Raw genomic sequence first — 26298 nt, 5'->3', positions numbered from 1 at the left:
CGGCGCCCCACCTGCGAAAGGTGGGGCGCCGTCGTCGTTCTGCACTGAAAATGCTGAGTATTAGCCCAGGCGGGTCTTCAGGTTGGCATCCAGCTCAGCGAGGAATTCCTCGGTGGTCAGGTATGCCTGGTCCGGGCCAACCAGTGCAGCCAGGTCCTTGGTCATCTTGCCGGACTCGACCGTCTTGATGACAACGTCTTCAAGGGTCTCGGCGAAGTTGATGACCTCGGGGGTGTTGTCCAGCTTGCCTCGGTGCATCAGGCCACGGGTCCACGCGAAGATCGAAGCGATCGGGTTCGTGGAGGTGGGCTTGCCCTGCTGGTGCTGGCGGTAGTGACGGGTCACCGTGCCGTGTGCAGCTTCGGCCTCAACGGTCTTGCCGTCCGGGGTCATCAGCACGGAGGTCATCAGGCCCAGCGAGCCGAAGCCCTGTGCAACGGTGTCGGACTGGACGTCGCCGTCGTAGTTCTTGCAGGCCCAGACGTAGCCGCCTTCCCACTTCATCGCGGAGGCAACCATGTCATCGATCAGGCGGTGCTCGTAGGTGAGGCCGGCTGCTTCGAACTGGTCCTTGAACTCGGCGTCGAAGACTTCCTGGAACAGGTCCTTGAACTGGCCGTCGTAGGCCTTCAGGATGGTGTTCTTCGTGGAGAGGTACACCGGGTAGTTGCGCTGCAGGCCGTAGGCGAAGGAAGCGCGGGCGAAGTCCTTGATGGAATCGTTGAAGTTGTACATACCCATGGCGACGCCGCCATCTTCGTTGTACGTAACAACCTGCTGCTTGATTTCTTCGCTGCCGTCGGCCGGCGTGTAGGTCAGCGTCAGGGTACCGGCACCGGGAACCTTGAAGTTCGTGGCCTTGTACTGGTCGCCGTGGGCGTGGCGGCCGATGATGATCGGCTTGTTCCAGCCCGGGACCAGGCGCGGGATGTTGGAGATGATGATCGGTTCGCGGAAGACCACGCCGCCCAGGATGTTGCGGATGGTTCCGTTCGGGGAGACCCACATCTTCTTCAGGCCGAATTCCTCGACGCGTGCTTCGTCGGGGGTGATGGTGGCGCACTTGACGCCTACGCCGTGTTCCTTGATGGCGTTGGCAGCGTCAATGGTGACCTGGTCATCAGTTGCATCGCGGTTCTGAATGGAGAGGTCGTAGTACTTCAGGTCTACGTCCAGGTACGGGTTGATCAGGCGATCCTTGATGAACTGCCAGATGATGCGGGTCATCTCGTCGCCGTCGAGTTCTACTACAGAACCCACAACCTTGATTTTCTCAGCCACACGGTCTCCTTGTGTGTTGGTGGGCGCCGGACATGTCTTGTGGCATGACGGAACCCGTCTTTTTGGCTTGTATTTGAGTCCCACTATGCCACAGCGCACTATCTGCGCCCTAAACTGCGGGACGGCGCATTACCTGCACCGTCCCGCGTTTCAGCGCCCGCTAATGGCAGTGCCGGCGCAGGGCTTAATGGAAGAAGTGGCGTGCCCCGGTGAAGTACATGGTGACGCCGGCAGCGTTTGCTGCTTCGATGACCTCGTTGTCGCGGATGGATCCGCCGGGCTGGACCACGGCGCGGACGCCGGCGTCAATCAGGATCTGCAGGCCGTCGGCGAACGGGAAGAACGCATCCGAGGCCGCCACGGAACCGCGGGCCCGCTCCTCCCCGGGTCCGCCCAGGGTGTTGGCCCGCTCCACGGCGAGCCGGCAGGAATCCACCCGGTTGACCTGGCCCATGCCCACTCCCACTGAGGCACCGTTGTCCGCCAGCAGGATGGCGTTGGACTTCGCGGCACGCACGGCAGTCCAGGCAAAGGCAAGGTCTGCCAGCGTGGCATCATCGGCAGCCGGGCCTGAAACCAGCGTCCAGTTCTCCGGGCTGTCCCCTTCTGCCTGCATCTTGTCCGACTTCTGGATCAGCATGCCGCCGGAGACCTGCCGGAATTCGGCAGCACTGCGGCCGTAACCGTCCGGCAGGGTCAGCAGGCGGATGTTCTTCTTGGCGGAGAGGATCTCCACGGCTTCAGCGTCGAAGTCCGGTGCGATAACCACCTCGGTGAAGATGTCCTTGACCGTGTTGGCCATGCCGGCGGTGACGGTGCGGTTGGCCGCGATCACGCCGCCGAAGGCCGAAACCGGGTCGCAGGCATGTGCCTTGGCATGGGCATCGGCAATGGGGTCGGCGGCGTCCCCCGAGGCCACTGCCACGCCGCAAGGGTTCGCATGCTTGACGACGGCGACGGCCGGCTCGTGAAAGTCGAACGCGGCGCGCAGTGCGGCATCGGCGTCGACGTAATTGTTGTAGGACATGGCCTTGCCGTGCAGCTGGTCCGCCTGGGCCACGCCCGGCTGTGCACTCTTGTCCGCGTAGAGGGCAGCGGCCTGGTGCGGATTTTCGCCGTAGCGCAGCACCTCGGACCGCTCCAGTGCCAGACCCGTGTAGGCGGGCCAGGTGGCGCCTTCCTCGGTTCCGTCACCAAACTGCTCGGCGGTCCAGGCCGCCACGGCGGTGTCATAGGCGGCGGTGGAGGCGAAGGCTTCCGCTGCAAGGCGGCGGCGCTGGTCCAGGTCAAAGCCGCCTTCGGCAGCCGCCGTGACCACGTCGCTGTACTTGGCCGGGTCCACGACGACGGCTACGGACGGGTGGTTTTTGGCGGCGGCACGGACCATGGACGGTCCTCCGATGTCGATCTGTTCCACAACCTCATCCTGGCTGGCGCCGGACTTCACGGTCTCCACGAACGGGTAGAGGTTCACCACCACCAGGTCGAAGGGTTCAATCTCCATTTCCTCCAGCTGCGCCACGTGGTCCTCCCGGCGGCGGTCCGCCAGGATGCCGGCGTGGACGCGGGGATGCAGTGTCTTGACCCGCCCGTCCAGGCATTCTGCAAAGCCGGTGACCTCGGAGACTTCAGTGACGGGAACGCCCGCAGCAGCAATCTGCTTGGCAGTTGAACCGGTGGACACGATGGCCACCCCGGCGGCGGAAAGGCCCTGAGCCAATTCCGTCAAGCCGGTCTTGTCATAGACCGAGATCAGGGCCCGGCGGATTGGTACACGGTTCAGCGGCTGAGAGCTCACGCAATATCTCCAAAGTAAGAGTGTGTCGGTGGCTACAGTTTAGGTCACGGCGTCCTGCCGGGCAGAGTGTGAAGCCAAGACTGGCTTAACACGGCTGGGGTCTGCCGGATCATGACACTGCACCTGTCGTGCCGGGAAGCGGCGGTGCGGTGGATCGGTACATGTGGCCCGTTGGCGTGGCGATCGTGACGCTGTGCCGGCCCGTCCCGTTGTTGTCGGCGAGCGCTCCGGGTGCTCCGGGTGCTCCGGGCGCTCCTTCGCACCGGGCTGCCCAACCTGGTGCTTCTTTGGCCTGGTTGCAGGCCTCGCATAGCCCCTGAATGTTTTCTGCGCTGGTGGGACCTCCCTCGCGGAAGGGTTTGATGTGGTCATAATGCCGGATCGGCGCCCCGCACCACGGCGTCCGGCAGATCTGATCGCGTGCAGCGATCAGCCGCGCCAAACCGTCCGGAACCAGCCGGGCACGGGAGTCCATGGCAGTGAGGCGGCCGGTGTCCGGTGCCGCATAGAGCCGGCGAAGCCACACCTCCGTGCGTGGTGCTCTTCGGCTAGGCCGGAGCCGTTGCAGGGCTGCACTGCTGCCGTCCCTTCGGATCAGATCCCGCGCCCACTGTGCGGGAACAATTCCGTACCCGGTCAGCACGGCAGGTTCCGCACCGTCGGGAACGAAGGGCTGAGCTGATCCTCCCGGCCGGCCACGGACTGTCCTGGGTGAATCACCGGAATGATCGGCATCGCTGTCTCCGGCACCACTGTGACCGGAGACGACGGGCGGAAGGACGCCATGCAGCAGAGTCCTGTCCGTCATGATCAGCTGCACTTCCACCCGCAGGTCCTCAGCCCGTTCCTGGCCGGTCAGCAGTTCGACGTAGGTGTCGGCCATAACCTGGCCCTTTGAGCGGGGATCTCCGGCGGCACGGGCCCGGTCGGCCGTGCGCATCAACGCGGCCATCACTCCCACCCCCTGGGCTACCGGCAGCAGCGCGGTCACGTACGCCATGGTGTCCGGTGCCGGGCGGCAGGAAACAAACCGATCCGAAGCAGCCTTTGCGGCACGGTTGGCCACGCTGTGCGGATCCAACCCGTAGGACACGGACTTGATCGCGGCAATCAGTTTGCGGTCTCCAAGCTGCGCCAGCCGCTCCTGGTCCCCGGCGACCAGCTCGTCCACCTTCTGTCGATCAACCAGTCTCAGGCACGCGGTCTCCCGCACCAGAATGGTGGCCCGCCATTCGCTGATGGCACCGCGGCTCAACGCACGCAGGGTATGCGGCATCTCCGTGCTGAGGATTCGCGCCAGCCCAAGCAACCGGGCGCCCTTGTTCGGGGATTCGCGCCGGGCCAGCGCAACCTGCGCCGCGACACCCCGGCCAAGTTGATCCCTTTTCACCCCCCGCACGAGACTGGCTGCGCCTGGATGATTCGTCAAAAACGGCGGCCGCACGAGCCTGCGCAGCACAGATGCTCCCCTTAAGTTCCTCCAACGCCCGGATGTGATCGATCAGCTGCACTCGGAGCGCGGATTCGGCCGCGTCCACTTCAGCCGCGTCCACTTCGGCGGCCTCCAGCCCGGCCGCGTCCACTTCCCCCGTCTCCGGGTCCAGTTCGGCGGCCGACCCCAATGTGTTTGACGGCGGACCGCAGCGTTTACCGACCGCCACGGAGGCTAAACCCGTATTGGTGCTGCCCCGATCGGGAGCGGATAAGTAGTACATGTCTTCTAGTCTAGTGATCCATGTCACTTAATGGGGCGCTTCGGATACGGGAGAATAAACAAGAAACACCCGAATGTGCTGGCCCAATTACCTACCCCGAAGCGGATCTCACCGGAAGCCGCTGGGCCCGGAAATTAGCTGCCCCTGATCTCCGCTGCTGCACCGCGCGGGCCGGCAGCTGGGTTCACTTCCGGTTTCCCACATCGTCCAGCCCGCGATGTACAGTTCTTTCGGACCTGCCGCGAGGCCCGGCCACTCCCCGCATCCGCCGCCTGGAAGGCCATTCCCATGACAACAACGAACACCCTGCCCACGGGTGACCAGGTGGTTCAGGATCTGCCCTGGAAATGGAAGGTCCAGGGACGGATCTTCATTATCGGTGGCCTGGGCTTCATGTTCGATGCCTGGGACGTGACGCTGAACGGCGTCCTGATTCCTCTTCTGTCCAGCCACTGGGATCTCGAACCGGCGCAGGCAGCCTGGATCGGCACTGCCAATCTGCTGGGCATGGCCATCGGCGCATTTGTGTGGGGTTCCATCGCCGACGCCATTGGACGCAAGAAGGCCTTCACCGCCACCCTGCTCGTCTTTTCCCTCTTTACCGTCCTGGGCGCGTTCTCTCCGGACATCATCTGGTTCTGCATCTTCAGGTTCATGGCGGGCTTTGGCCTGGGCGGCTGCGTTCCCGTGGATTACGCGCTGGTGGGCGAGTTCACACCGCGCAAACAGCGCGGCAGGGTGCTGACGGCGATGGACGGCTGGTGGCCGGTAGGGGCTGCGCTCTGCGGGGCCACCTCAGCACTGATTATGGCCACGCTGGCCGACTGGCGCTTCACTATGCTCATCATGGTGCTGCCGGCTCTGCTGGTCTTCTGGGTCCGGCGCTCCGTTCCGGAATCCCCGTTGTTCCTGGTCCGCAAGGGACGCACCGCGGAAGCGGAAACCGTCATCAACGAGCTCATTCAGAGCACCGGTTCCACCGTGACCAACTGGCGGCTTCCGGAACCCGAGGAGCCGGCCAAACTGTCGCTGCACGCCGTCGGAACCCAGCTGAGCGATCTCTGGCGGTACAGCTGGAAGATCACGGTGTCCGCCTGGTCGCTGTTCTTCACCATCCTCCTGGTGTACTACCTGGCGCTGACCTGGATGCCAAAAATCCTCGTGGATTCCGGCTTCAAGGAGTATGCGGCGTTCCTAACCACCTCGGGAATGGCCGCCGTCGGGCTCCTGGGAGTCATCGCGGCCGCGCTGCTCGTGGAACGGGTGGGACGCAAATGGATCCTGGCGGTCACCGGTCCGCTGTCAGCGCTGATCCTGATCATTGTTGCCCTGGTACTGGACGTGCCGGCGGCCGCCACCGGCTGGCTGCTGGCCTACGGGTTTGTGGTGCAGGTGGCCATTCCGGTGCTCTATGCGTACGTGTCCGAGCTGTACCCCACGGAACTGCGCGGCAGCGGATTTGGGTGGGCCTCCACCGTGAGCCGGGTTGGTGCCGGTTTCGGGCCGCTGATCTTCGTTTCCATCGCGTGGCCGTATCTGGGCCTGCCCCTGTCCTTCGGGCTGGCCGGAGTCCTGGTGGTGCTGGCAATCGCGTGGATGATGCGGTTCTCGCCGGAAACCCGGGGCGCTGCCCTGGACTAGGCCTAGAGCGCAGGCAGTCCGTGTGCGCTGATCCGGGCAAGGGTTTCGATCAGCAGCCGGCGTTCCTGGACCTTGATCCGCTCGTGCAGGCTTTCCTCGGTGTCGTCGTCCAGTACTTCCACGGCGGCTTGTGCGAGGATCGGCCCGGTGTCCACGCCGGCGTCGGCGATGTGGACGGTGCAGCCGGTGACCTTTACCCCGTAGGCCAGCGCGTCCCGCACGCCGTGCGCCCCAGGGAACGAGGGCAGCAGTGCCGGGTGCGTGTTGAGGTAGCGCCCCTCGAAGGTATTAATGAAGTGCTCATCCACGATCCGCATGAAACCGGAGGACAGCACGATGTCCGGGGAATAGGACGACACCTTCTCCGTCAGGGCCGCGTTCCACTCGGAGCGCACGGCATAGTCGCGGAAGTTCACCACAAAGGTGGGATACCCCGCATCGGCCGCCCGCTTGACCCCCTGGGTGCCGGGACGGTCCGCGCCGACGGCGGCGATTTCGACGTCGAGCTTCCCTTCCGCCACTGCGTCCAGGACGGCCTGAAGATTGGATCCGGTGCCGGACACGAGAACAACGATGCGCATGCGTCAACCTTAGGCTTCACCGTCGCCTAGGGTTAAACCATGAACAACGACGGCAGTGCCCCTCATCAGACTCCCCCGCCGTTGCAGCAGTCACCCGAAAAGACCGCTGCCACCGACGAGCAGAAGCGAAGCGTCCGCGGATATCTGCGGATTTTCGTGGCTTTGGTTGCTGCCGTGCTGCTTACCTCGGGGCTTGCGCTGCCGTGGAAGCTGGTGCCGTTGGCGCTGGGAGTTGCCGCCATCGCCGTCGGCATTGTGACGCTGGTGAAGGTGGTGCGCTACAACACCGGGCCAGCGCAGGTGTTTGTGACCTCCCTGGGCCTGGTCGCATCCGTGGTGATGACTCTGGGTCTGGGACTGGCAGTTGCCACTTGGGACAGCACGGAGAAACTTGAAAGCTGCCTGGCCAACGCGCTGACCATTTCGGCTCAGGACGAGTGCCGGGACCAATTCACCACCGGGCTGCTGCCGCGCTGAAAAGGCGCCTCTGACTCATTCCGCTGACGGGGAAGCCGACCGCAGCCTGCATCCTGGTCACGCTGGCGGGGCTGCCGGCCGGACCTTACATATCTGCCGGCCGGCAGCGCACCCGGATCATTTCCGGTCACTCACCGGCTGGCCGGTTTCACCTCCGGCCCGGACGGGTCACAGGAGCTGGTACTTCGGGGCGATGCCAATTCGCTGGCCGATCCGGCCGTTCCCGCCTCCGCCCTGCAGGGGCGGGTGGCAGCAACGATCCCCTACCTGGGCTATCCGGACCTGCTGTCGCAACGCTGGCAGCTGGGCTGGATCCGACCGCTGCTCGGCACTGCATTGTTCGGTTATGCCGCGCTGCTGTTCTTCCAGCACTTCCGTCAGGCGCGTTCCTCGCGCTCCAGCCAGGGCCCGACGGCGTAACCCACCACCACGCCCACGGCCACTTCGGCCGCAATCCAAAGACCCGTCCACAGCGGATCCGCTCCCACTTCCACGAACCGGCCGATGCCTGCTGATCCACTCGAGATCAGGACCGCGGCGGCCGCCAGGATTCCGGACACCAGGCCCACAAAAACGCCCAGCAGCACGGTGGAGACCGGGGCAGTGAACCAGCGGGCACGGATTTTCAGGGACAACCACTCGTCGAAATGGTTCTCTCCTTCGCGCAGGAACCACCAGCCCGCCAGGAACCCGGCGGCCACAGGCAGCGCGAGGGCGGCTACGGCGTACTCGGAACCGCCGGCCGGCAGTGCAGCAAACACGGGAACAGCGGGCAGCGGGCCCACCGTGGTTTCCAACGGACTGATCAAGCTGCCCGTTCCGAGGGAAAAACCCGCACCCGAGGTCCAGCCCAGTGCCCAGCCCATAAAGTTGGGCATCATCCCCAGCTCGACGACGGTCAGCACCACGCCTCCGATGATTCCGGCATCCAGATGCTGGTAAACGGCCACAACCTCAGCCCAGCTCATGGCCAGGGCCGCGGTCACCAGCAGGGCCGAGAAGCCCAGCGCCGCGGTAATACCCACTACCCCGGCCCGGATCACGGCCCAGACGTAGGACCCGGCCCAGCGGGAGTGCTGGCTGGTGCGGGAAATCCAGTCCGTTAGATCCACGCCGATCAGCCGCACCCAGGACCCCGCCTCGCGCCGGGCACCGATAAAGAGTCCCAGGCCCGCCGAGATCAGCGGAATCAACGCACCTGCGGTCACGGAAATGGAAACGTCTTCATTTCCGGAGAAATGGGCGGCGGCCGCGCCGAGAAGGGCGTAGGTTCCCAGCGCCCCCAGCAGTGCCTGCCACAGCTGGTCCGTGTAGGAAGCCTTAGCCAGCCTGCGCCCGGCGCGCCAGGACAGGAAGAACGGGATGAGCGTCAGACCCAGTGGAAACAGGGACAGAAGCCCGGACGTAGCGCCGCTGGCCAGCGTTCCGGCGGGGAAAGTCAGGGTCAGCGGGACACCGTGGATCAGGAGCCACCCCTGCCCGCCCAGCCGGGCCAGCGACGCGAAGTTTCGGTCGGTGAAGCCGTCGGCGAACCAGACGCCAATGAGGGGCAGGAATACCAGCAGGGCGGAAAGGACTGCAGCCTGGCCGAGTTCGACCACTCCCTGCAGCCACAGGGGCATCGGTAGGACGCCCGGGGTTTTGGGGCGGGTAAAGAGTTTCATCGCTTCTATCGTCCCATCCGGGGCGCGGCGGACGGTTCAGGAGGTGCCGTGAGTCGGATGCGGCGGTTGGTGCGGACGGGTGGTTCCTGCTGATGGCAGGGACTGGTGGTGCGGGCGGGCGGCTCAGGCTGCGAGGTCGAAAATGCCCTTCGCCAGCGCAGCCGCGGCACCGAAAAAGGCTATGACTACTACGGCTGCACGGGCCTGCTCATCGCGGATGAAGCGCTGCAGCTTCTCGCCGGTGTAAATACCGCCAATGATCATCAGCGCAATGAGCGCCCATGCCCACGGCTGGAACGGCGGCATCTGCCCCGGGTCCAGGGACAGCTTGGCGGTCAGGGTGACGATGGCAATGGTGACGAAGAACGGCTGAAGGGTCGCGGCGAAGGGCCGCTGCGGCCAGCGTGCCATCAGCGCGTAGGCGCTGACCGACGGTCCACCCACGCCGGCCACCGCGTTGGTCACCCCGGAGAGGAAACCCGCGACCACCTTGGGCCCGTTGCCGGTCACGGTCACCGCCGTACGCTGCATGACCAGCGACGCGGTCAGGGCCACCAGAACGACGGCGCCCACCACCACCGCCATGGGAGCCGCGGGCAGGTATACGGCCGCAACCGATGCGGGGATGCTGCCGCAGACGGCCGGGACGGCCAGCCAGCGGTACATGCTCCAGTCAATGTCTTTCCGGACCCGCGTCATGATCAGCGCCGAGGACACCAGGCCGCAGACGTTCACCATCAGCACTCCCCCGTGGGAACCCAGCAGGATCACCAGGAACGGAGAAATGAGCAGGGCAAAACCGAGGCCGGCAATCCGTTGCGCGATGGCGCCGATAAAGATTGCCACGAGTACAACGATGAGCAGTCCGGTAGTCACTCGAACACACTACGCTGAACAAATGATCTCCCCCGTCACGGTCCTGCAGACAGCGGATTGGCGCCAGCGCGTCTTCGGGCTCTACGCCCAAGTGCGCCTTACCGCCCAGGAGGTGTCGCCGTCGTACGCCCACGATCTGTGGCGTGCGGAGCGGGACCGGCTCTTCGCCGAGCATCCCGCGTCGCCGTTGAAGCCCCGCGCCCGGGAACGCTTCCGCGGACTGGACGTGGCCGCCTACAACCCTGAGCTGCGCTGCGACGCACTGATCGAAGACGACGGCGCCGGCCAGCGGATGGACGTGCCCACCGGCACGGACGGTGTGGTTCCGTTTGTGCGGCTGGGCACCGTGGCGGCCGACGGCGTGGGCCGGCTGGCGGTGTGGCGGCTGGCGTCCTACGGGGGCGGGATCTTCCTGCCCGTGCGGGACGCGCTGTCCGGAGCCGACAGCGGAAGCTACGGCGGCGGCCGGTATCTGCTGGACACGATCAAGGGGGCGGACTTCGGGCAGGGTGCGGCTCCGGGCAGCCTGGTCCTGGACTTCAATTTTCTGTACAACCCGTCGTGCGCCTACGACGAGGCGTGGGCCTGCCCGCTGCCCGGGCCGGATAACCGGACGGATGCGGCTCTGCGGGTGGGGGAAATGTACGCGGAGTACTGACTCCGGGATCCTTTTGTCGCCAGCGCATGAGGAGCTGCCGGGCATCCTTCGTGCACATACCGGGCCCAAACCCGCATCCATCCAATCCTTCGTGCACATACCGGGCCCAAACTCGCCAAAAACGTCCATTTAAGCCCGTGATGTGCACGAAGGATATTCGCAAAGCCCAAGATCTGCACGAAGGACTGCGCTTTCTCGTGCCTAAGCTGGATTCGTGACCGTTTCCGTTACTTCAGCAGCTCCCGCCGACGCCCCGGAGCTGGCCGCTCTTGCTGCACTGACCTTCCCCCTCGCCTGTCCGCCGCAGGTGACCGCAGCCGACAGCGCAGCGTTCGTTGCCGAGCACCTCTCCGAAGATGCTTTCGCGCAGTATCTTGCCGACGACTCGAAACAGATCCTGGCCGCCAGACAGGACGGCAACCTGATTGGCTACGCGCTGCTGGTGTTCTATTCACCCAGTGATCCGGAGGTTGCCGAAGCCCTGCGGTATCTGCCCGCTCCGGCTGCGGAGCTGTCCAAGTGCTACGTTCATCCCGCCGCCCACGGCACCGGGGCTGCTGCCGCGCTGATGCAGGCAGCCGTGGACACCGCCGTCGCGTCCGGATGCCGGGTCTTGTGGCTGGGTGTGAATGACCTCAACCTGCGTGCCCAGGCGTTTTACGGCAAATCGGGGTTCAGCGAGATTGGCCGACGGAACTTTACGGTCGGCGGACACGTGTTCCGCGACTTCATCCTTTCCCTGCCCCTCTCCCCCAACGACGGATGACACACTGAGTCCGTGCAGACGTTTCTTCCCTATGACAGCTTCAGCCGCAGCGCCGCGGTCCTTGACCAGGCGCGCCTGGGCAAACAGCGTGTGGAAACTCTGCAGGTCCTGCGCGCCCTCGTCATTCCGGACTACGGCTGGCAGAGTCATCCGGCCATGCGGATGTGGATGGGCCACGTACCGGCACTGACCGCCTATGGGCTGGCGATGACCAAGGAGTGGACGTCGCGGGGGCATGCCGACACTGTCTACCCGCAGCTGCTGGAGTTCGCGCCGGAAGCTGCGGGTGAGGACGTCGTGCTTCCTCCCTGGTTTGGGGACGCCGCCCTGCACGAGAGCCACCGCTCCAACCTGATTACGAAATCTCCCGACTTCTACGCACCGCTCTTCCCTGAAACGCAGGGAGGGCTGCCCTACGTCTGGCCGGAGCCCGAGCATCCTGCGCTTCCCTCCGAACCTGCCGGCGACGCTGTGTGGGTTGCCCGGCCGCTGGTGGACAAAGCGAACGGTGAACCGGTGATCGAGCTGCCCATGCTGAATGGAAAAGGCACACCAATCAAAGGAAAACGGGCCCGCGAGCTGGTGCGGTTCCTTGAGGACATGGAGGACGGCGACGACGTCGTCCTGCCGGGTGCCGATCGTTCGGTCCTGAGTGTCGGCACTGTTGGACCTGTGTCCCTGACCAACGACACCGCGAAGCGGACCGTGACGATTTCCGGGACCATCCCCCGTGCGGCGTTTACGTACCCGGCGTTGCTGCAGGACCCTCGAACCCTGTTCAGGGTCCCCCGCCCTGCTGCTCTCCGTTCTTCCCCCAATCAAAATCTTTACTAGATTCCACTACTGGAAATGCACCTATGTTACCCATAAAGGATAAAACCGAGACCAGAGATAAAACCGGGACAATCCGCCGCGCATGATTTCGTGTCTTATAGGCTCCCATACCTACTAAATGCCCTCAACAAGGTCGACAACCCAGCGTCCCTCCACGTAGGTTGCCTCCATGATCTGGGCGAATGAATCCTTACTGGGAGTATGCTCCCTGTAGATCACCCCTTTAGGTCCGCGATCATTGCCTGGAGCCGACTTGATTGAAAGGATTACTTGATATCGTCCTTTCGGTGTTTCAACAAACTTTGTTCCCAAGGCTACAATTGATAATGTTCCACCTTGGACCCAATTTTCACCCGCGTATCCCTTTTCCATCGCCACATAGAATGCCTCGCACAGTTCGCATTCCGGACCGCTCAATTCTTCCACTCGAGAAGTATCTCCAGTTTCATACCCATAATTTACCAAGCTAAACCAGTACTCCGCGAAAGCCTCAAGGCCTTCCTTGGACTCCTCCTTCGCCAACTCCGGCATCACAGGCAACGGCACATTCTCCGCAGGACCCTTGGCGGTGGCCGGCTTGTAAGAAGGAGTCGGTGTCGGGGTTGGGGTCGGAATGACAGTCGGGCTTGGACTGGCACTCGCACTGGGGGAAGCGCTGGCGGAGACCTTTTCGGCCCCCTCGGCCTCAGTCTCCATGGACGCGGAGCACCCTCCCAACACCAGGACAGCAGCCAAACCGGCCGCACCGAGGCGGACAGAAACAGGTACGGCGGAACAGACGCGAGTGCGGAACATCGGAAGACCCCCGGGGCATAAATGGTGCGGGATTGGACGTGACGACAACAGTACGTTGTTGCGCCACCACTCCCGAGAGTTATCCACAGCACTCAAGTCTTACTAAGGAATTGCCTAGTTCAACAGAACCAACCAGCGTCATTCATATAGCTAAAAGGTTACTCCTACGCTTACTAGGAGCAGGGCGCTCAAAAAAGGGCGGCCTTTCGAAGCGTGGCGATCACTATTTACCCGACTGAAACAGGACGGCGCTATCGGTGAGCCAACCATCATTTGTATATACAGCTTCTATCATATGAATACTTGGAGGATTTATGCCCGCATTTACACTATAAAGGACATTTCCTTGTCCTCGATACTCAATTGGATCCTGTACAACTTGAATTAGAACCTGGTACATGCCCTTCTGCGTCAGTGCATAATCCGTTTGGACACCAAGTGTGTTGAATTTGCCTCCCAAAACCCAATCATCATTTTCATAACCATTTTTAATCATTCGATACAAGTTCACACAGAGTTCACAATCGGGCTCACTGATACTCTCGAGCAGGGTGGCATCGCCTGTTTCGAGACCGTAGCTTCCGGCCGCATACCAGTACTCCGCAAAAGCTTCGAGCCCTTCCTTCGACTTCTCCTTCGCAAGTTCCGGCATCACGGGCAACGGGACATTCTCCGCAGGACCCTCAGCGGTCGCCGGCTTGTAGTCAGCAGTAGGTGTTGGGGTCGGCCTTGCCGTCGGAATGGCAGTCTGGCTTGGGCTTACACTCCCGCTTGGCGAAACACTGGAAGAACCGTTTTCGGCAGCCCCAGCCTCTGGATCTCCGGAGCCGGAACAGCCGCCCAAGACCAGGACAGCTGCAACCGCGGCAGCACCCAGGCGAACAAAAACTGGTACGGCAGAACGAGCGCGGAACATCAACATACCAATGACCTAAAACTAATTAATAGTGACGACATTGTGGGCAAACCAGGATCCGCGTTGAAATGTCGCTTCAATCATCTGTACAGTCGAAGATGAAACTCCTTCATGCTTTCCATATAAAACTTTATTGGGCCCTCGATATTCGTAGTCATCCTGCTTTACTTGCACCAATATCTGATACTGCCCCGTACTGGTAGTTTCATAGCTTGACTTAGTATTCAACACTGTCATGGAACCGCCCACCATCCAGTCTTCGCCTTCGAAGCCGCTTGAGAGCATCGTATAAACGTTGGAGCATACAAGGCATCCAGGACCACTAATATTCTCCAAAGGCAGACGGTCTCCCGTTTCAAATCCATAGTTGATGAGTGAATAGAAGTATTCCGCGAAAGCTTGGAGGCCCTCCTTGGACTCCTGCTTCGCAAGTTCTGGCATCACCGGCAAGGGAACATTCTCAGCTGGCCCCTCTGCGGTCGCCGGCTTGTAAACAGGCATAGTGGGCGTGGCTGTCGAAATAACCATTGGAGTGCCAGTCTCACCGGAGCTGGTATTCCCAATCGGAGACGAAATTGCTGGCCCCTTCTCGGCAGCTTCCGCCTCTGGACCCCGAGAGCCAGAACAGCCTCCCACCAAAAGGACAGCAGCCACCGCGGCAGCACCCATACGGACAGAAATGGGTGTGCCAAGACGTGCGCGAATATTGAACACTGGATCCCCTGACGGAAATTATGCGGTACGGCGTACCGCTACGTTAACTATTTGATAGTCACCACATGAGTGGCAACCCAATGATCCCCTTGATATGACCCTTCGATCATTTGAACGGTAACTTCTTCAATTCCTTCGTCAACTTCGTAAAGAGTGTTGGCAGGACCCCGATAGTGAAGTTCATCCTGCCGTATGTTGACCAAAACCTGGTACATTCCGTCAGTCGTTTTGATGAAGTCAGAATGATTGGCAACTATCTCGATGCCTCCGCCAACTATCCAGTCCTCGCTGGCGTAACCGTTGTTTACCATTCGATAGAAGCTTCTGCATACGACGCAGTCGGACCCGCTAATCATTTCGATTGGTTTGACGTCCCCAGTTTCGAATCCGTAGTTGATCAACGAATACCAGTACTCCGCGAACGCCTCGAGACCTTCCTTGGACTTCTCCCTCGCAAGTTCCGGCATTACTGGGAGCGGAACATTCTCCGCAGGACCCTCCGCGGTCGCCGGCTTGTAGACAGCCGTAGGCGTTGGCGTCGCGGACTCGCTGGCGGTTGCACTCGCAGTAGGCGAAGCACTGGAAGAGCCATGCTCCGCGGCCTCAGCCTCGGGCTCCCCGGATCCGGAACAGCCGCCCAAGACCAAGACAGCACCCACTGCGGCCGCACTTAGACGGGCAGAAGCGGGTATGGCAGAAGATACACGAGTACGGAACATCGAAATACCCCCAGGGCAGAAATGGTGCGGGACTGGACGTGATGCCAACAATACGTGGCTGCGCCGCAGCATACGGAGTTATCCACAGCGCCGTGGGGACCAAGAACAATCAAGGGTGAGTGGACTCCGACGACTGTCGTCTCATTCGCCTGTCGCCACCCGCATTAACAACCAAATCCAGCGGGGTTTACCAGGCAATCATCAGCAACGTTCTTCGACTCCGATTTCCATACGCGCAGCGTCTGGGGATCACTCCCCACAGCTGCCCGTCCGTCTATTGGAATCATAGGACCACCGTTGATGGAATAAGTTCCGGAATAGTAAACGATCACACTGATTTGGTAATTCCCTGGAGATGAATAAGCATGACTTGTGGCAGTCGGATCCCCCACTTGTTCTGAAGGGAGGGCGGTACCGCCGAATGAGACCGGGCCATAAGAAGTGCCATCGCCATAGTGCCATTCGAACTCAGTGGGCGTGGCAACTATACGAATATCCTGCTCTAGGAGGGTCATATCGAAAACCTGCTCCTCGGCATTGACATACATGTTGTTTTCCATTCCCACTAAGCTGTGGGGATTGGGTTGCGTTACAAACACGCTCGGAGCAATGGGGCGCTCCTGAAAATCAGTTGTAATCCTGCCCGCAATTTCTTCGATGACGTATGGATTAACTGAATAGACGCACCAAGGCCCTCCTGGCAGGCGCTGCCAATCTGCCATGGGAGTTCCAAGGAGTCCTGAATACCACCACACCGAGCGTCCATCAGGACCTAGCGTACATTTTCCCTCCAAGCCCGGGAGGCAGTCGATATATCCAACGTCCCCGGCAAAACATTCCAGCTCAAAATAGTACCCATTTTCGTCCACTGCAAGACCGATCTCGGCCGACGTCCACAAACCGCTGGGCTCATGCCTAGTCCAGGTCCCGGTAACGCCGCCATCTCCGATACCTCCCTCACCCTCGTTCTTGGCAACAGAAGGAGTGATATTGCAAAGCATCAGGAACCCACAAATAGCCCCTAGAGCAATAACGCGCCAAACATTCCTGATAATACTCATTTTTCTATATGTTTTCGACCAACACTGCGTACCAGGAGTTATTCTCATATGACGCTTCCATTAACTGCACTATCGGTGAAGGGGTTCCATCTGATGGTCCATAATCAATTCCCGGCCCATAGTACTCCAAGTCAGCTTGCATAATTTGTATAAGTACCTGGTAGGAACCGCTTGGTGTCAATATAAAATCGGAGTGCACATCCCGAACGGTGACAACAGATCCCGCCATCCAATCTTGGTTATCGTAACCGGATTCCAATGATGAATAGAAGTGTGCACAAACTGAACAATCAGGACCGCTAATTTCTTTAAGGGGCTCAGGATCCCCTGTTTCATAGCCGTAGTTGATCAACGAGTACCAGTACTCCGCAAAAGCTTCGAGCCCTTCCTTGGACTTCTCCTTCGCGAGTTCCGGCATCACGGGCAGCGGAACATTCTCCGCAGGACCCTCAGCGGTCGCCGGCTTGTAGGCAGCCGTAGGCGTTGGCGTTGGGGACGGCGTCGCAGTTGGCGTCGCGGTCGCGCCGGGACTGGCGCTCCCGCTCGGCGAAGCACTTGAGGAGCCATTCTCCGCGGCCTCAGCCTCTGGATCTCCGGAGCGGGAACAGCCTCCCAACACCAGGACAGCTGCCACCGCGGCAGCACCCAGGCGGACAGAAACGGGTACAGCGGAACGGATGCGAGTGCGGAACATCAAAATACCCCCAGGGCAAAAATGGTGCGGGACTGGACGTGACGCCAACAGTACGTGGCTGCGCCACAGCATACGGAGTTATCCACAGCACGCCAGAGAAAACCGAAAACCGCCTATTCCAGTCCCGGTCGGCCGAAGATCAGTCCTTGTCCCGCAACGACACCAGCATCCGCTTCACATCACGGAATTCAGCACTGTTTTCATAGGCGGCCGCACCGTCCAAATAAGACTGGCCGGGCACCGTATCCTCCCCCGAATATCTGCCGGCAAAACGGCCGCCGCTGGATTCCGTAAAGGTAAAGAAATCGAAAAGCCCGCACTGGCCGCGGTCACCGAGTTCGCTGATTACCGCATAGGTCGCCACCGGCTCACCCCGCTCCGGAGTGGAGAAGGCCACCGAGCGATAAACAAACCGCTGATCGGTGCCCTGAGCCGAATCCAACTCGGGCATCGGCTCGGAGTCATATTCCACATACTGCGCGGCCTCATCGGGATCGTCGCACACCAAACCGGTGATAATCCCGGTGTCCAGCTGGGCGATAAGGTCTCCCCCGGCGTCGTTCACTTGGACCGAAACGCCGCCGGCCGGATCATTGGCCAGCGACTGAACTTCTTCCACCGTCCAGTCGGGGCGGTGCTCAAAGGAGAGCGACCCGTCCGGCAGGGTGTAAGAGGGCCAGGTGCCCGCGGCGCCCGAAGGCTCCCCGGTGTCCGTGGAAGGGGCACAGGATGACATACTGAGCACAAGCAGCGTTGCCGCCGCCAGCGTGGTGTTACGGTATCTCACATCAGCTCCCGAGATGTCCGCGCTAGCACTCAATGCTACTCAGCAGCGGCACCCGCGCCCAGAGCATCAGGCCTATTCGGGACGCGTCCGGCTTATCCGGTGCGCACCCGCAAGCCAGCAGTACACCTAAGTGCAGAGCCGCACGAGCCGCGCCCGCACATTCGCCGCGGCCTCCGACCCCGCACTCGAAACTTATTGGAGGTTCCGATTACAGACATAGCAGCAGAACACGATGTGTATTTCGGCACCCCCGAACCCGAGCATGAGAGCGAGGATCTCCAAACCGCGTCCCTCGCTGTTGTTCAACGGGTGGAACATCGGACCGACGTCGCCGAGGTCAAGGGCCGCCTCACCCTGATGGACACCGGGCTGACACCCAATCAGGCCATGGTTGAGGACCTGTTGTTTGTCCGCAGGGTCCTGGAGAACGCCGGTATCGCGTACCTGCTGGTGCGCGGGAACGACGAGCGCCCGGTCATTGCCGTGGATCTGGCTCACCGGGATCAGCTGCGCCGCGCCATGGTGGAAGCCTGCCGGGAAGAACCCTTCTATTCCCGCAGCGTGGACACCAAAAAGACCCGCACCCTGCTGATTGCCGACGGCGAACTCTCACCTTCGGACAAGTCCCGGATTATCCGGGTCTACCGGCCCCGGGCCGTCAGCGGCACCAACCTTACCTTTGGCCCCTCGGCCGGCGTGCAGCTGGAACTTTGGGACCTCACCGGTCCGGAAATCACGCTCCCGGTGGAGAATTCCCTGACCCGCCGCACTCTCCCGGCCAATGAGGTGGTCCGCGGAACGGTGGAAAAGCACGGCCTGACCTGGCCGACCATCGAGAACATGTTTGCCGACCACGCCACGGATATCGATTTCGATGTGGATCTTGTTTTCTCCTGGGTGGACGGCAGCTCCCCCGAATACCAGGCTGCCCGTGCCGCCCGGATGAGGGACGCCGTGGTCGGCGAAGGCGATGACCATGAGGCCCGCTTCCGCCAGATCAACGAACTCAAGTACGCTCTGCGCTCGGTCTACATGTTCGCCCCGTGGATCCGCCGCATCTTTATCGCCACGGACTCGGAGCGGCCGGATTGGCTGGCCGACCACCCGTCGGTGACCTTTGTCCGCGCCGAGGAGCACTTCAAGGATCCCTCCGTCCTGCCGACCCACAACTCGCAGGCCGTGGAATCCCAGCTCCAGCACATTCCCGGCCTGGCCGAGCACTTCCTGTATTCCAACGACGACATGTTCTTCGGCCGCCCGGTGGGACCTGACCTGTTCTTCTCCCCCGGCGGCATCACCAAGTTCATCGAGGCCAGCACCCGCATTGGCCTGGGCGCCAATGACCCCGAGCGCAGCGGCTTTGAGAACGCGGCCCGGGTTAACCGGCGCCTGCTCTGGGAGCGGTTTGGCCGGATCACCACCCGGCACCTGGAACACACCGCCGCACCCCTGCGCAAGAGCGTGCTGCTGGAGATGGAGGCTGAATTCCCGAACGAGTTCGCGGCCACGGCGGCGAGCACGTTCCGGGCGAAGGACAACATTTCGGTCACCAACTCGCTGTACCACTATTACGCTCTGCTCACCGGGCGGGCCGTCACGCAGGAAACCGCCAAGGTGAAGTACGTGGACACCACGTCCTACGCGGGCCTGAAAATAATGGACAAGCTGCTGGCGAAGCGGAACATGGATTTGTTTTGTCTCAATGACGGCAGCTTCCCGGAGGTTCCGGCGCAGGAGCGTACCGAACGGGTCACGGACTTCCTCGAGAAGTTCTTCCCGATCAAGGCGCCCTGGGAAAAGTAGGCGTCACAACAACAACGACGGCGGACCCCGCCTGAGGTGGGTTCCGCCGTCGTCGTTTTGTTTTAGGCTGTGCAGCGCGAACTGTTAGCGGCTGACGACCACGTGCTCGTTGGGCACGCAGTGGGTCATGGTGAGGCCTTCCACGTTGCGGGGGCCGTTGTGGCCCAGATTCTTCATCCGGTTGGTTTCTTCCTCGTTGAGGGTCTGGGTGGCCAGCGGGCCGAGATCCTTGACCTCGTCCAGGCTGATGCCAAGGCCCTCGCCGACCCGTGCGCCCAGCTCGTCATCGCACATGTAGAAGTGCCAGAGCATGCGCTCCTGCACCGGGCGGATCGCTTCGCCGATGTTGGCCACGAAGTTGGCCACCAGGTCATCCTTCTCCCACTGCTCCATCAGCTGGTAGCGCTGCCCGGCCTGCATGTAGTCATTGGTGCGCGGCAGGCGGGCGCGGATCAGACGGCCTTCAAGCTCCGGACCCAGCTCAGACGGCGCGGTCTTCGGTGCTTCCTGCAGCCCGCCGGTGATGTTCGGCTCGTAGTTCACGTGCGGGTTCTGGCCCGGCGCGAGGTCGGTACCGAAGGACATCTGGCCGCCGCGCTGGTTGGTGGCAACCGGTGCGTTCTTCGCGGAGTTCACCGGAAGCTGCAGATAGTTCGGGCCCACACGGTAGCGCTGGGTGTCCGAGTAGCTAAAGGTACGGCCCACCAGCATCTTGTCGTCGGAGAACTCCAGGCCGTCCACCAGCACACCGGTGCCGAAGGCGATCTGCTCGTTTTCGTTGTGGTGGTCGGTGACGTTGCGGTTCAGGGTCATGGTGCCCACGTACTTGGGCTCAAAGTCCTGCTCCGGCCACGTCTTGGTGTCATCCAGCGGGTCGAAGTCCAGCTCCGGATGGTCATTGTCATCCATCAGCTGCACGTACAGATCCCACTTGGGGTAGTCCCCGCGCTCAATGGCCTCGTACAGGTCCTTGGACGCGTGGCCCAGATCATTGGCCTGGATGTTCGCGGCGTCTTCCTCGGTCAGGGACTTCACTCCCTGCTGCGGCAGCCAGTGGTACTTGACCAGCTTGGACTCGCCCTGGGCGTTGACCCAGCGGTAGGTGTTCACGCCGAATCCCTGCATGTGGCGGTAGTCCGCGGGGATGCCGCGCGGGCTGAACAGGTTCACCAGCATGTGCATGGACTCCGGTGTCTGCGACATAAAGTCGAAGATCCGGGCCGGCTCCTGACGGAAGGTGACGGGGTCCGGCTTGAGGGAGTGGATCACGTCCGGGAACTTGATGGCGTCGCGGATGAAGAAGACGCCCAGGTTGTTGCCGACCAGGTCCCAGTTGCCGTCTTCGGTGTAGAACTTGATCGCAAAGCCGCGCGGGTCGCGTGCAGCCTCGGAGGAGTCACGGCCGCCGATCACCGAGGAGAACCGGATGGCGACGTCGGTCTTCTTGCCCGGCTCGGAGAAAAGCTTGGCTCGGGTGTACTTGGCAATGGGCTCGTCGCCCCATTTGCCCGACGCCTCGAATTCACCGTAGGCCACGAAACCGCGGGCGTGCACCACGCGTTCGGGGATCCGCTCACGGTCAAAGTGGCTGATCTTTTCCAGGAGCTGGTAGTTCTCCAGCGTGGCCGGACCGCGGGCGCCCACGGTGCGGGTGTTCTGGTTGTCGTAGACCGGATGTCCCTGGCGGGTGGTCAGGTGCTGCTGCACGGCGTCGCTGCCTTTGCTGCCGGCGGGAGTGGGGTTCGCTGCGTCTGTCATCACGTTCTCTCTGTGTGGAGGTCTGTGGGTCGAGGTCAGATCCTGCATGACCAGGGTAAATGGTTCCCACCTCCACTCTTATTGTGTGCCGCTTCACGCGTCAAGCTCGGTTCGGAGGCGACGCAGTGGCGGCAACGGGCCTCCCCTTGGCAGACTGGGGCCATGACTAGCGAAGAACGGCCCCCCATTGTCGAGTTGAGTCCCGAGCAGTGCTGGAAATATCTGGAGAAAACCTTCCACGGACGTCTGGCAGTGAGTGTGGCCGACCGGCCCAGCATCTATCCGCTGAACTACTACGCTCACGACGGCGTCATCCTGTTCCGTACCAGCCCCGGCACCAAGCTGGCCGAGCTGGCCGTGAACGACCATGTGGCGTTCGAGGCGGACGGGATCCTCAGCGACCAGGCCTGGTCCGTGGTGGTCCAGGGCACCACGCGCCTTCTCGAGACGCAGAGCGAGATTGAAGCAGCGGACAATCTTCCGCTGCAGCCGTGGGTGCGGACCCTGAAGTACCGCTACGTGGAAATTCAGCCGGAAACCATTACGGGCAGGTTCTTCAACCTGGGTCCGGAACCGGAACGGTACCCCGAGGAAATGTGACCTCCCGCCGGAAGTCTTAGGCGGAAGTCAGCTGCTGGGCGTCCAGGATCCGGACGCCCGCGGCTGTCAGGCGGCGGCGGGTTTCGGCCTCGTCCACACGCTCGCCCACGGTGCGGTCCTCGTCCAGCGGGACCACTGAATGCACCACGGAGTCCTCATAGACATGCACCATGTTGTACGCCTGTCCGGCGTCCTGGCCCCGCGTTCCAGGCGTGGTCAGGTCCTGGGTGTAACAGGTTGCCGAGGCCACGGAGACCGGGATGCCGGCAAAGGTGGCGAAGGTTGAATAATGCAGGTGTCCGGCGATGATGGACCGGACATCGGTCCCGGCCAGCGCCGCCGCGAAGTCCCGCTGATGGCGAAGCTCCACCAGCACGGTCAGGTCCTGGACGCTGGGAACCGGCGGATGATGCAGGGCCAGAATCGTGCCGTCCGGGGCGGGAGTTTTCAGCACGTTCCGCAGCCAGTCCAGCTGGGTGCCGGTCAACTCGCCGTAATGGTGGCCCGGCACGGTGGAGTCCAGGGTGATGATCCGCAGTCCGTTGACCATGTAGACACGGTCCACCGGCGCCATGTCCGGCGCTTCGTCCAGCAGTGCGGTTTTCAGGTTTTCGCGGTTGTCGTGATTCCCCATCGCCCAGATGAGCCGGGCTCCCATCCGCTCGGCAACGGGTGCCACGATGCCGCGGAGTTTTGCGTACGCCTGCGGTTCGCCCTTGTCTGCCAGGTCACCGGTGAAGACAATGGCCTCCGGTTTTTGTCCGGACGCCTCCAGCCTGGCGAAAAGTTCTGCCAGCCTGGCCTGGCTGTCCACGGCCCCGTACAGCGGGCCGGGGCCGGCAACCAGGTGCGTGTCGCTGAGATGAAGAATGAAATGTCGCGGCCGGGGGTGTTCGGCCGGGAGGAAATCCATGAGGACCTTCTTTGTCGACAGCAGTTACTGCGTTCCTTCCTTTCCATCAAACCAGAGTTTCCGGTTGAGGGTGAACCTTCCGCTGCGTGTTCCCCGCTTACACGGTGCAGGTAACCGGCGGCCGCCGGCAGGTCACCCGGCAGGCCTGTTCCGCGGCAGGAGTTGGTTTGCCTGCTCTGGCGCACTGCCGCCGGCGCCCGTAGGCTCGGGGATGTCAGCGACTTCACGGGAGGACCCCTCATGAGAATCAGCCACATTCCGTTGCGCCTAACCACGGGCGCGTACATCCTGAACTCCGGCCTGGGCAAGCGCAACCTGGACGAGGAAAGCGCAGCAGGCCTGCAGCAGATGGCCGCCAACGCGTTTCCGCAGGTCATGGATCTTGACGCGGCCAGGTTCGGCAAACTGCTGAGCGCAGCGGAGATCGCCGTGGGCCTGACCCTGCTGACACCGTTTGTTCCCAGCAGGCTGGCCGGTCTGGTCCTCGGAGCCTTCTCCGGCGGCATGGTGACCATGTACCTGAAGACCCCCGGCTTGACGGAAGAAGACGGAATCCGCCCCACCGCACAGGGCACGCCGCTGGCCAAGGATGTTTGGATGGCGGGAATTGCCGCGTCCCTGCTGCTGGACCGCAAAAACCGGACCAAGATCAAGGAAGTCACCAAGGTCAAGGAAGTGAAGGTTCCGGCTCCGGTCAAAGCAGGGGCGGCTGCCGTGGCCGTCAAAGCAGCCAAAGACATCAAGCACCATAAGGATAAGGACCACAAGGGCAGCAAGAAGTCGAAGTAGTGCCGTTGTGCCCGGCCCGTCATCCAGTTACCGGTGTGCCGGGCACAACCTGCAGGTAATGCGTAATACGCAACACAGCGGAAACATGGCGGTGGCACACTCGGCACATGTTTCTCACTCCCTCGGATACGGAAAAGCTCCTGCTGAGCGTTGCCGGCATGGTGGCGCGTGACCGCCGTTCGCGCGGTGTCCTCCTCAACTATCCCGAAGCCGTCGCCCTGATCTCCTGCTGGGTGATGGAACGTGCACGCGAGGGCGGGCTCGTGGCTGACCTGATGAGCGAGGGACGCAGCGTCCTGACGCGCGGGGACGTGATGGAGGGTGTGCCGGAGATGATTCCGAACCTGCAGATCGAAGCCACCTTTCCCGACGGCCGCAAGCTCGTCACCATCACGGATCCCATTTCATGAGCGGCCTGATACCCGGTGAGGTGCGCACCGCCGCGGGCGGTCATGAACTCAACGCAGGCCGTGAGACGCGTGTCCTCGTCGTCACCAACGACGGCGACCGTCCCGTCCAGATTGGCTCCCACTTCCACTTCGCGGAAGTGAACAGTGCGCTGACCTTTGACCGGACGGCGGCTGCCGGCTTCCGGCTGGGTGTACCCGCCGGCACCGCCGTACGCTTTGAACCGGGTGCTTCCCGCGAAGTGACGCTGGTTCGGCTGGCCGGCAGCGGCACCGTGCCCGGCCTTCAAATCCGCGACGGCGGCTCCCCCTCCGCGCCTGTCTCCGGATCGGAGTCCTGAAGATGCAGATCAGCCGGCACGACTATGCACACCTGTACGGGCCAACCGTGGGAGACTCCGTCCGGCTCGGTGACACCGATCTGTGGATCAGCCCGGAAAGGGACTACACCTGCGGCGGTGATGAATCGGTGTTCGGCGGGGGGAAGAACATCCGCGAATCGATGGCCCAGTCCACCCGCACCTCCGCTGAGGGCGCCCCGGACCTGATCATTACCAACGTGCTCATCGTGGACCACTGGGGCATTGTCCGGGCCGACGTCGGCGTCAAGGACGGACGCATTGCCGGCATCGGCAAGGCCGGCAACCCGGACATCATGGACAACATCGATCCGGCACTGGTGATCGGTCCCGGCACCGAGGTCATCGCCGGCGAGGGAAAGATCCTGACCGCCGGCGGAATCGACACGCATGTGCACCTGCTCGGCACTGACGCTCTACGGGAAGCGCTAGCCGCCGGCATCACCACCGTGGGCGGCGGCGGCACCGGACCCGCCGAGGGTTCCAAGGCCACCACCGTCACCCCCGGAGCCTGGAACCTGCAGGTGATGCACCGCGCGCTGGACACCCTGCCGATGAATTTCCTGCTCTACGGCAAGGGCAACACGGTCAGCCAGGCCGCCCTGGCGGAACAGGCCCTCGCCGGCGCGGCCGGCTACAAGGTCCACGAAGACTGGGGCTCCACCCCGGCGGCCATTGATGCGGCGCTGACCGCGGCGGACCGCTGGGGTGTGCAGGTGGCGCTGCATGCCGATTCGTTGAACGAGGCCGGCTACGTGCAGGACACCCTGGCCGCCATCAAGGGCCGCGGCATCCATATCTTCCACGCCGAGGGAGCCGGCGGCGGACACGCCCCGGACATCATCACCGTGGCTTCCGCCGCCAACGTGCTGCCGGCGTCGACCAATCCCACGCTGCCGTTTACGGTCAACACCGTAGCCGAGCACCTGGACATGCTGATGGTCTGCCATCACCTGAATCCGCGCATCCCCGAGGACCTGGCCTTCGCCGAGTCACGGATCCGCGCCAACACCATGATGGCCGAGGACGTGCTGCAGGATCTGGGTGCCATGTCCATCACGTCCTCCGACGCGCAGGCAATGGGCCGGATCGGCGAGACCATCACCCGCACCTGGCAGGTGGCGCACGTGATGAAGGACTACATGGGGGCCACGGAATCGTCCCTGCCGGCGGACAACGAACGTGTCCGCCGGTACATCGCGAAATACACCATCTGCCCGGCGGTGGCCCACGGCATTGACCATGAAGTCGGGTCCATCGAGGTGGGCAAGATGGCGGACCTGGTGCTGTGGAATCCCGCGTTCTTCGGCATCCGGCCGTCCTTGGTGATCAAGGGCGGTGCCATTGTGGCGGGCCAGATGGGTGATCCCAACGCCTCGCTGCCCACCCCGCAGCCGGTCTGGATGCGGGAAGCGCTGGCCGGCAGGGCTTCGTCCGCTCCGCATCTGTCCACCTCCTTTGTGGCGCAGGCTGCACTGGATGACGGGCTGGCGGACCGGCTGGGCCTGGTGCGGAAACTGACCGCCATCCGCTCCACCCGGGACGTGACCAAAGCTTCACTGCCCAACAACACCGCGCTTCCGGACATCCGGGTGAACCCCGAAACGTTCATGGTCAGCATCGACGGACAGGTCATTGAACCCGCGCCGGTTGCCGATCTGCCGCTGACCCAGCGCTACACGCTCTTTTGAG

Annotated in this window: 27 protein-coding genes; 12 read left to right on the top strand and 15 right to left on the bottom strand. The window is 62.5% G+C overall.

The features are described 5' to 3' along the window. Positions 1–60: 60 nt before the first annotated feature. From CXR00_RS13790 to CXR00_RS18620, 3 genes are all read right to left on the bottom strand, one after another. Complete coding sequence (locus CXR00_RS13790) at positions 61–1281, bottom strand: NADP-dependent isocitrate dehydrogenase (protein ID WP_104055128.1); 1221 nt, start codon at positions 1279–1281, stop codon at positions 61–63. A 184-nt stretch (positions 1282–1465) separates the two neighbouring features. Continuing rightward, entirely contained in the window at positions 1466–3079 is a 1614-nt protein-coding gene (gene purH / locus CXR00_RS13785; RefSeq protein ID WP_104055127.1) for a bifunctional phosphoribosylaminoimidazolecarboxamide formyltransferase/IMP cyclohydrolase, read from the bottom strand. A gap of 109 nt (positions 3080–3188) precedes the next feature. Continuing rightward, the gene (locus CXR00_RS18620) at positions 3189–4469 is read right to left on the bottom strand and encodes an HNH endonuclease (RefSeq protein WP_258060473.1); all 1281 of its coding nucleotides are present in this window, start codon (positions 4467–4469) and stop codon (positions 3189–3191) included. Positions 4470–5082: 613 nt separating this feature from the next. Here CXR00_RS18620 and CXR00_RS13775 point away from each other — a divergent pair. Next, complete coding sequence (locus tag CXR00_RS13775; RefSeq protein ID WP_104055126.1) at positions 5083–6435, top strand: MFS transporter; 1353 nt, start codon at positions 5083–5085, stop codon at positions 6433–6435. Between the two features lie 2 nt (positions 6436–6437). Here the strand turns inward: CXR00_RS13775 and purN are convergent, their stop codons facing one another. Continuing rightward, positions 6438–7016, bottom strand: coding sequence for a phosphoribosylglycinamide formyltransferase (gene purN, locus CXR00_RS13770; RefSeq protein ID WP_104055125.1), 579 nt, complete (start codon positions 7014–7016; stop codon positions 6438–6440). Positions 7017–7055: 39 nt separating this feature from the next. Between purN and CXR00_RS13765 the strand changes: the two genes are divergently transcribed. Together CXR00_RS13765 and CXR00_RS18290 are read left to right on the top strand one after the other, a co-directional pair. Continuing rightward, the gene (locus CXR00_RS13765; protein WP_104055124.1) at positions 7056–7493 is read left to right on the top strand and encodes a hypothetical protein; all 438 of its coding nucleotides are present in this window, start codon (positions 7056–7058) and stop codon (positions 7491–7493) included. 246 nt (positions 7494–7739) lie between these two features. After that, entirely contained in the window at positions 7740–7913 is a 174-nt protein-coding gene (locus tag CXR00_RS18290) for a hypothetical protein (RefSeq protein WP_181032565.1), read from the top strand. Here CXR00_RS18290 and CXR00_RS13755 read toward each other — a convergent pair. Together CXR00_RS13755 and CXR00_RS13750 are read right to left on the bottom strand one after the other, a co-directional pair. Continuing rightward, positions 7871–9157 carry a DUF6350 family protein gene (locus CXR00_RS13755; protein ID WP_104055122.1) on the bottom strand — a complete coding sequence of 429 codons (1287 nt, stop codon included), beginning with the start codon at positions 9155–9157 and terminating at the stop codon, positions 7871–7873. The two genes, CXR00_RS18290 and CXR00_RS13755, sit on opposite strands and share 43 nt — an antisense overlap. A 123-nt stretch (positions 9158–9280) precedes the next feature. Next, positions 9281–10033: a sulfite exporter TauE/SafE family protein gene (locus CXR00_RS13750; RefSeq protein WP_104055121.1), complete on the bottom strand. Its 753-nt coding sequence runs from the start codon at positions 10031–10033 to the stop codon at positions 9281–9283. Positions 10034–10055: 22 nt separating this feature from the next. On the opposite strand from CXR00_RS13750, the gene CXR00_RS13745 reads away from it, so the two are divergent. The 3 genes from CXR00_RS13745 (at position 10056) to CXR00_RS13735 (ending at position 12291) form a co-directional block, all read left to right on the top strand. Next, positions 10056–10691 carry a DUF1684 domain-containing protein gene (locus tag CXR00_RS13745; RefSeq protein WP_258060097.1) on the top strand — a complete coding sequence of 212 codons (636 nt, stop codon included), beginning with the start codon at positions 10056–10058 and terminating at the stop codon, positions 10689–10691. A 214-nt stretch (positions 10692–10905) separates the two neighbouring features. Next, positions 10906–11457 (top strand): GNAT family N-acetyltransferase, encoded by a 552-nt coding sequence (locus CXR00_RS13740; RefSeq protein ID WP_104055119.1) that lies wholly within the window; start codon positions 10906–10908, stop codon positions 11455–11457. Positions 11458–11469: 12 nt separating this feature from the next. Further along, on the top strand, positions 11470–12291 hold the full coding sequence (locus CXR00_RS13735) for an MSMEG_6728 family protein (protein ID WP_104055118.1): 822 nt from the start codon (positions 11470–11472) through the stop codon (positions 12289–12291). 114 nt (positions 12292–12405) lie between these two features. Here the strand turns inward: CXR00_RS13735 and CXR00_RS18100 are convergent, their stop codons facing one another. The 7 genes from CXR00_RS18100 to CXR00_RS13725 form a co-directional block, all read right to left on the bottom strand. Next, positions 12406–12987, bottom strand: a complete 582-nt coding sequence (locus CXR00_RS18100; RefSeq protein WP_146068513.1) for a DUF6318 family protein — start codon at positions 12985–12987, stop codon at positions 12406–12408. A gap of 322 nt (positions 12988–13309) precedes the next feature. Beyond that, a complete protein-coding gene (locus CXR00_RS18095) occupies positions 13310–14008 on the bottom strand; it encodes a DUF6318 family protein (protein ID WP_146068512.1) in 699 nt (232 codons plus the stop codon). Positions 14009–14023: 15 nt separating this feature from the next. Then, a complete protein-coding gene (locus CXR00_RS18090; RefSeq protein WP_146068826.1) occupies positions 14024–14530 on the bottom strand; it encodes a DUF6318 family protein in 507 nt (168 codons plus the stop codon). 233 nt (positions 14531–14763) lie between these two features. Further along, positions 14764–15435: a DUF6318 family protein gene (locus CXR00_RS18285; protein ID WP_258060471.1), complete on the bottom strand. Its 672-nt coding sequence runs from the start codon at positions 15433–15435 to the stop codon at positions 14764–14766. Positions 15436–15599: 164 nt separating this feature from the next. Beyond that, the gene (locus tag CXR00_RS18080; RefSeq protein WP_146068509.1) at positions 15600–16496 is read right to left on the bottom strand and encodes a hypothetical protein; all 897 of its coding nucleotides are present in this window, start codon (positions 16494–16496) and stop codon (positions 15600–15602) included. A gap of 4 nt (positions 16497–16500) precedes the next feature. Next, the gene (locus CXR00_RS18075; RefSeq protein WP_258060470.1) at positions 16501–17190 is read right to left on the bottom strand and encodes a DUF6318 family protein; all 690 of its coding nucleotides are present in this window, start codon (positions 17188–17190) and stop codon (positions 16501–16503) included. A 139-nt stretch (positions 17191–17329) separates the two neighbouring features. Beyond that, entirely contained in the window at positions 17330–17977 is a 648-nt protein-coding gene (locus tag CXR00_RS13725) for a hypothetical protein (protein ID WP_104055116.1), read from the bottom strand. 309 nt (positions 17978–18286) lie between these two features. Between CXR00_RS13725 and CXR00_RS13720 the strand changes: the two genes are divergently transcribed. After that, positions 18287–19780: a stealth family protein gene (locus CXR00_RS13720; protein WP_258060534.1), complete on the top strand. Its 1494-nt coding sequence runs from the start codon at positions 18287–18289 to the stop codon at positions 19778–19780. Between the two features lie 84 nt (positions 19781–19864). On the opposite strand, the gene CXR00_RS13715 is transcribed toward CXR00_RS13720, so the two are convergent. Next, a complete protein-coding gene (locus tag CXR00_RS13715) occupies positions 19865–21538 on the bottom strand; it encodes a catalase (RefSeq protein ID WP_104055115.1) in 1674 nt (557 codons plus the stop codon). Positions 21539–21700: 162 nt separating this feature from the next. Between CXR00_RS13715 and CXR00_RS13710 the strand changes: the two genes are divergently transcribed. Beyond that, positions 21701–22138 carry a pyridoxamine 5'-phosphate oxidase family protein gene (locus CXR00_RS13710; protein WP_104055114.1) on the top strand — a complete coding sequence of 146 codons (438 nt, stop codon included), beginning with the start codon at positions 21701–21703 and terminating at the stop codon, positions 22136–22138. A gap of 16 nt (positions 22139–22154) precedes the next feature. On the opposite strand, the gene CXR00_RS13705 is transcribed toward CXR00_RS13710, so the two are convergent. Further along, positions 22155–23051: a phosphodiesterase gene (locus tag CXR00_RS13705; protein ID WP_104055113.1), complete on the bottom strand. Its 897-nt coding sequence runs from the start codon at positions 23049–23051 to the stop codon at positions 22155–22157. Between the two features lie 240 nt (positions 23052–23291). Here CXR00_RS13705 and CXR00_RS13700 point away from each other — a divergent pair, with 240 nt between their 5' ends. The 4 genes from CXR00_RS13700 to CXR00_RS13685 all read left to right on the top strand — a co-directional run bounded on the left by CXR00_RS13700 (position 23292) and on the right by CXR00_RS13685 (position 26297). Beyond that, the gene (locus tag CXR00_RS13700) at positions 23292–23840 is read left to right on the top strand and encodes a hypothetical protein (RefSeq protein ID WP_307859331.1); all 549 of its coding nucleotides are present in this window, start codon (positions 23292–23294) and stop codon (positions 23838–23840) included. Between the two features lie 107 nt (positions 23841–23947). After that, positions 23948–24250 carry an urease subunit gamma gene (locus tag CXR00_RS13695; protein ID WP_104055112.1) on the top strand — a complete coding sequence of 101 codons (303 nt, stop codon included), beginning with the start codon at positions 23948–23950 and terminating at the stop codon, positions 24248–24250. Positions 24251–24255: 5 nt separating this feature from the next. Continuing rightward, positions 24256–24588, top strand: a complete 333-nt coding sequence (locus CXR00_RS13690; RefSeq protein ID WP_104055487.1) for an urease subunit beta — start codon at positions 24256–24258, stop codon at positions 24586–24588. 2 nt (positions 24589–24590) lie between these two features. After that, complete coding sequence (locus tag CXR00_RS13685) at positions 24591–26297, top strand: urease subunit alpha (protein WP_104055111.1); 1707 nt, start codon at positions 24591–24593, stop codon at positions 26295–26297. The last annotated feature ends 1 nt before the right edge of the window (position 26298 follow it).

The organism is Arthrobacter sp. 9E16 (assembly GCF_002929435.1).
In the GTDB taxonomy this organism is placed as follows: Bacteria; Actinomycetota; Actinomycetes; order Actinomycetales; family Micrococcaceae; genus Arthrobacter_B; species Arthrobacter_B sunyaminii.
This window is presented reverse-complemented; position numbering and strand designations above follow the sequence as displayed.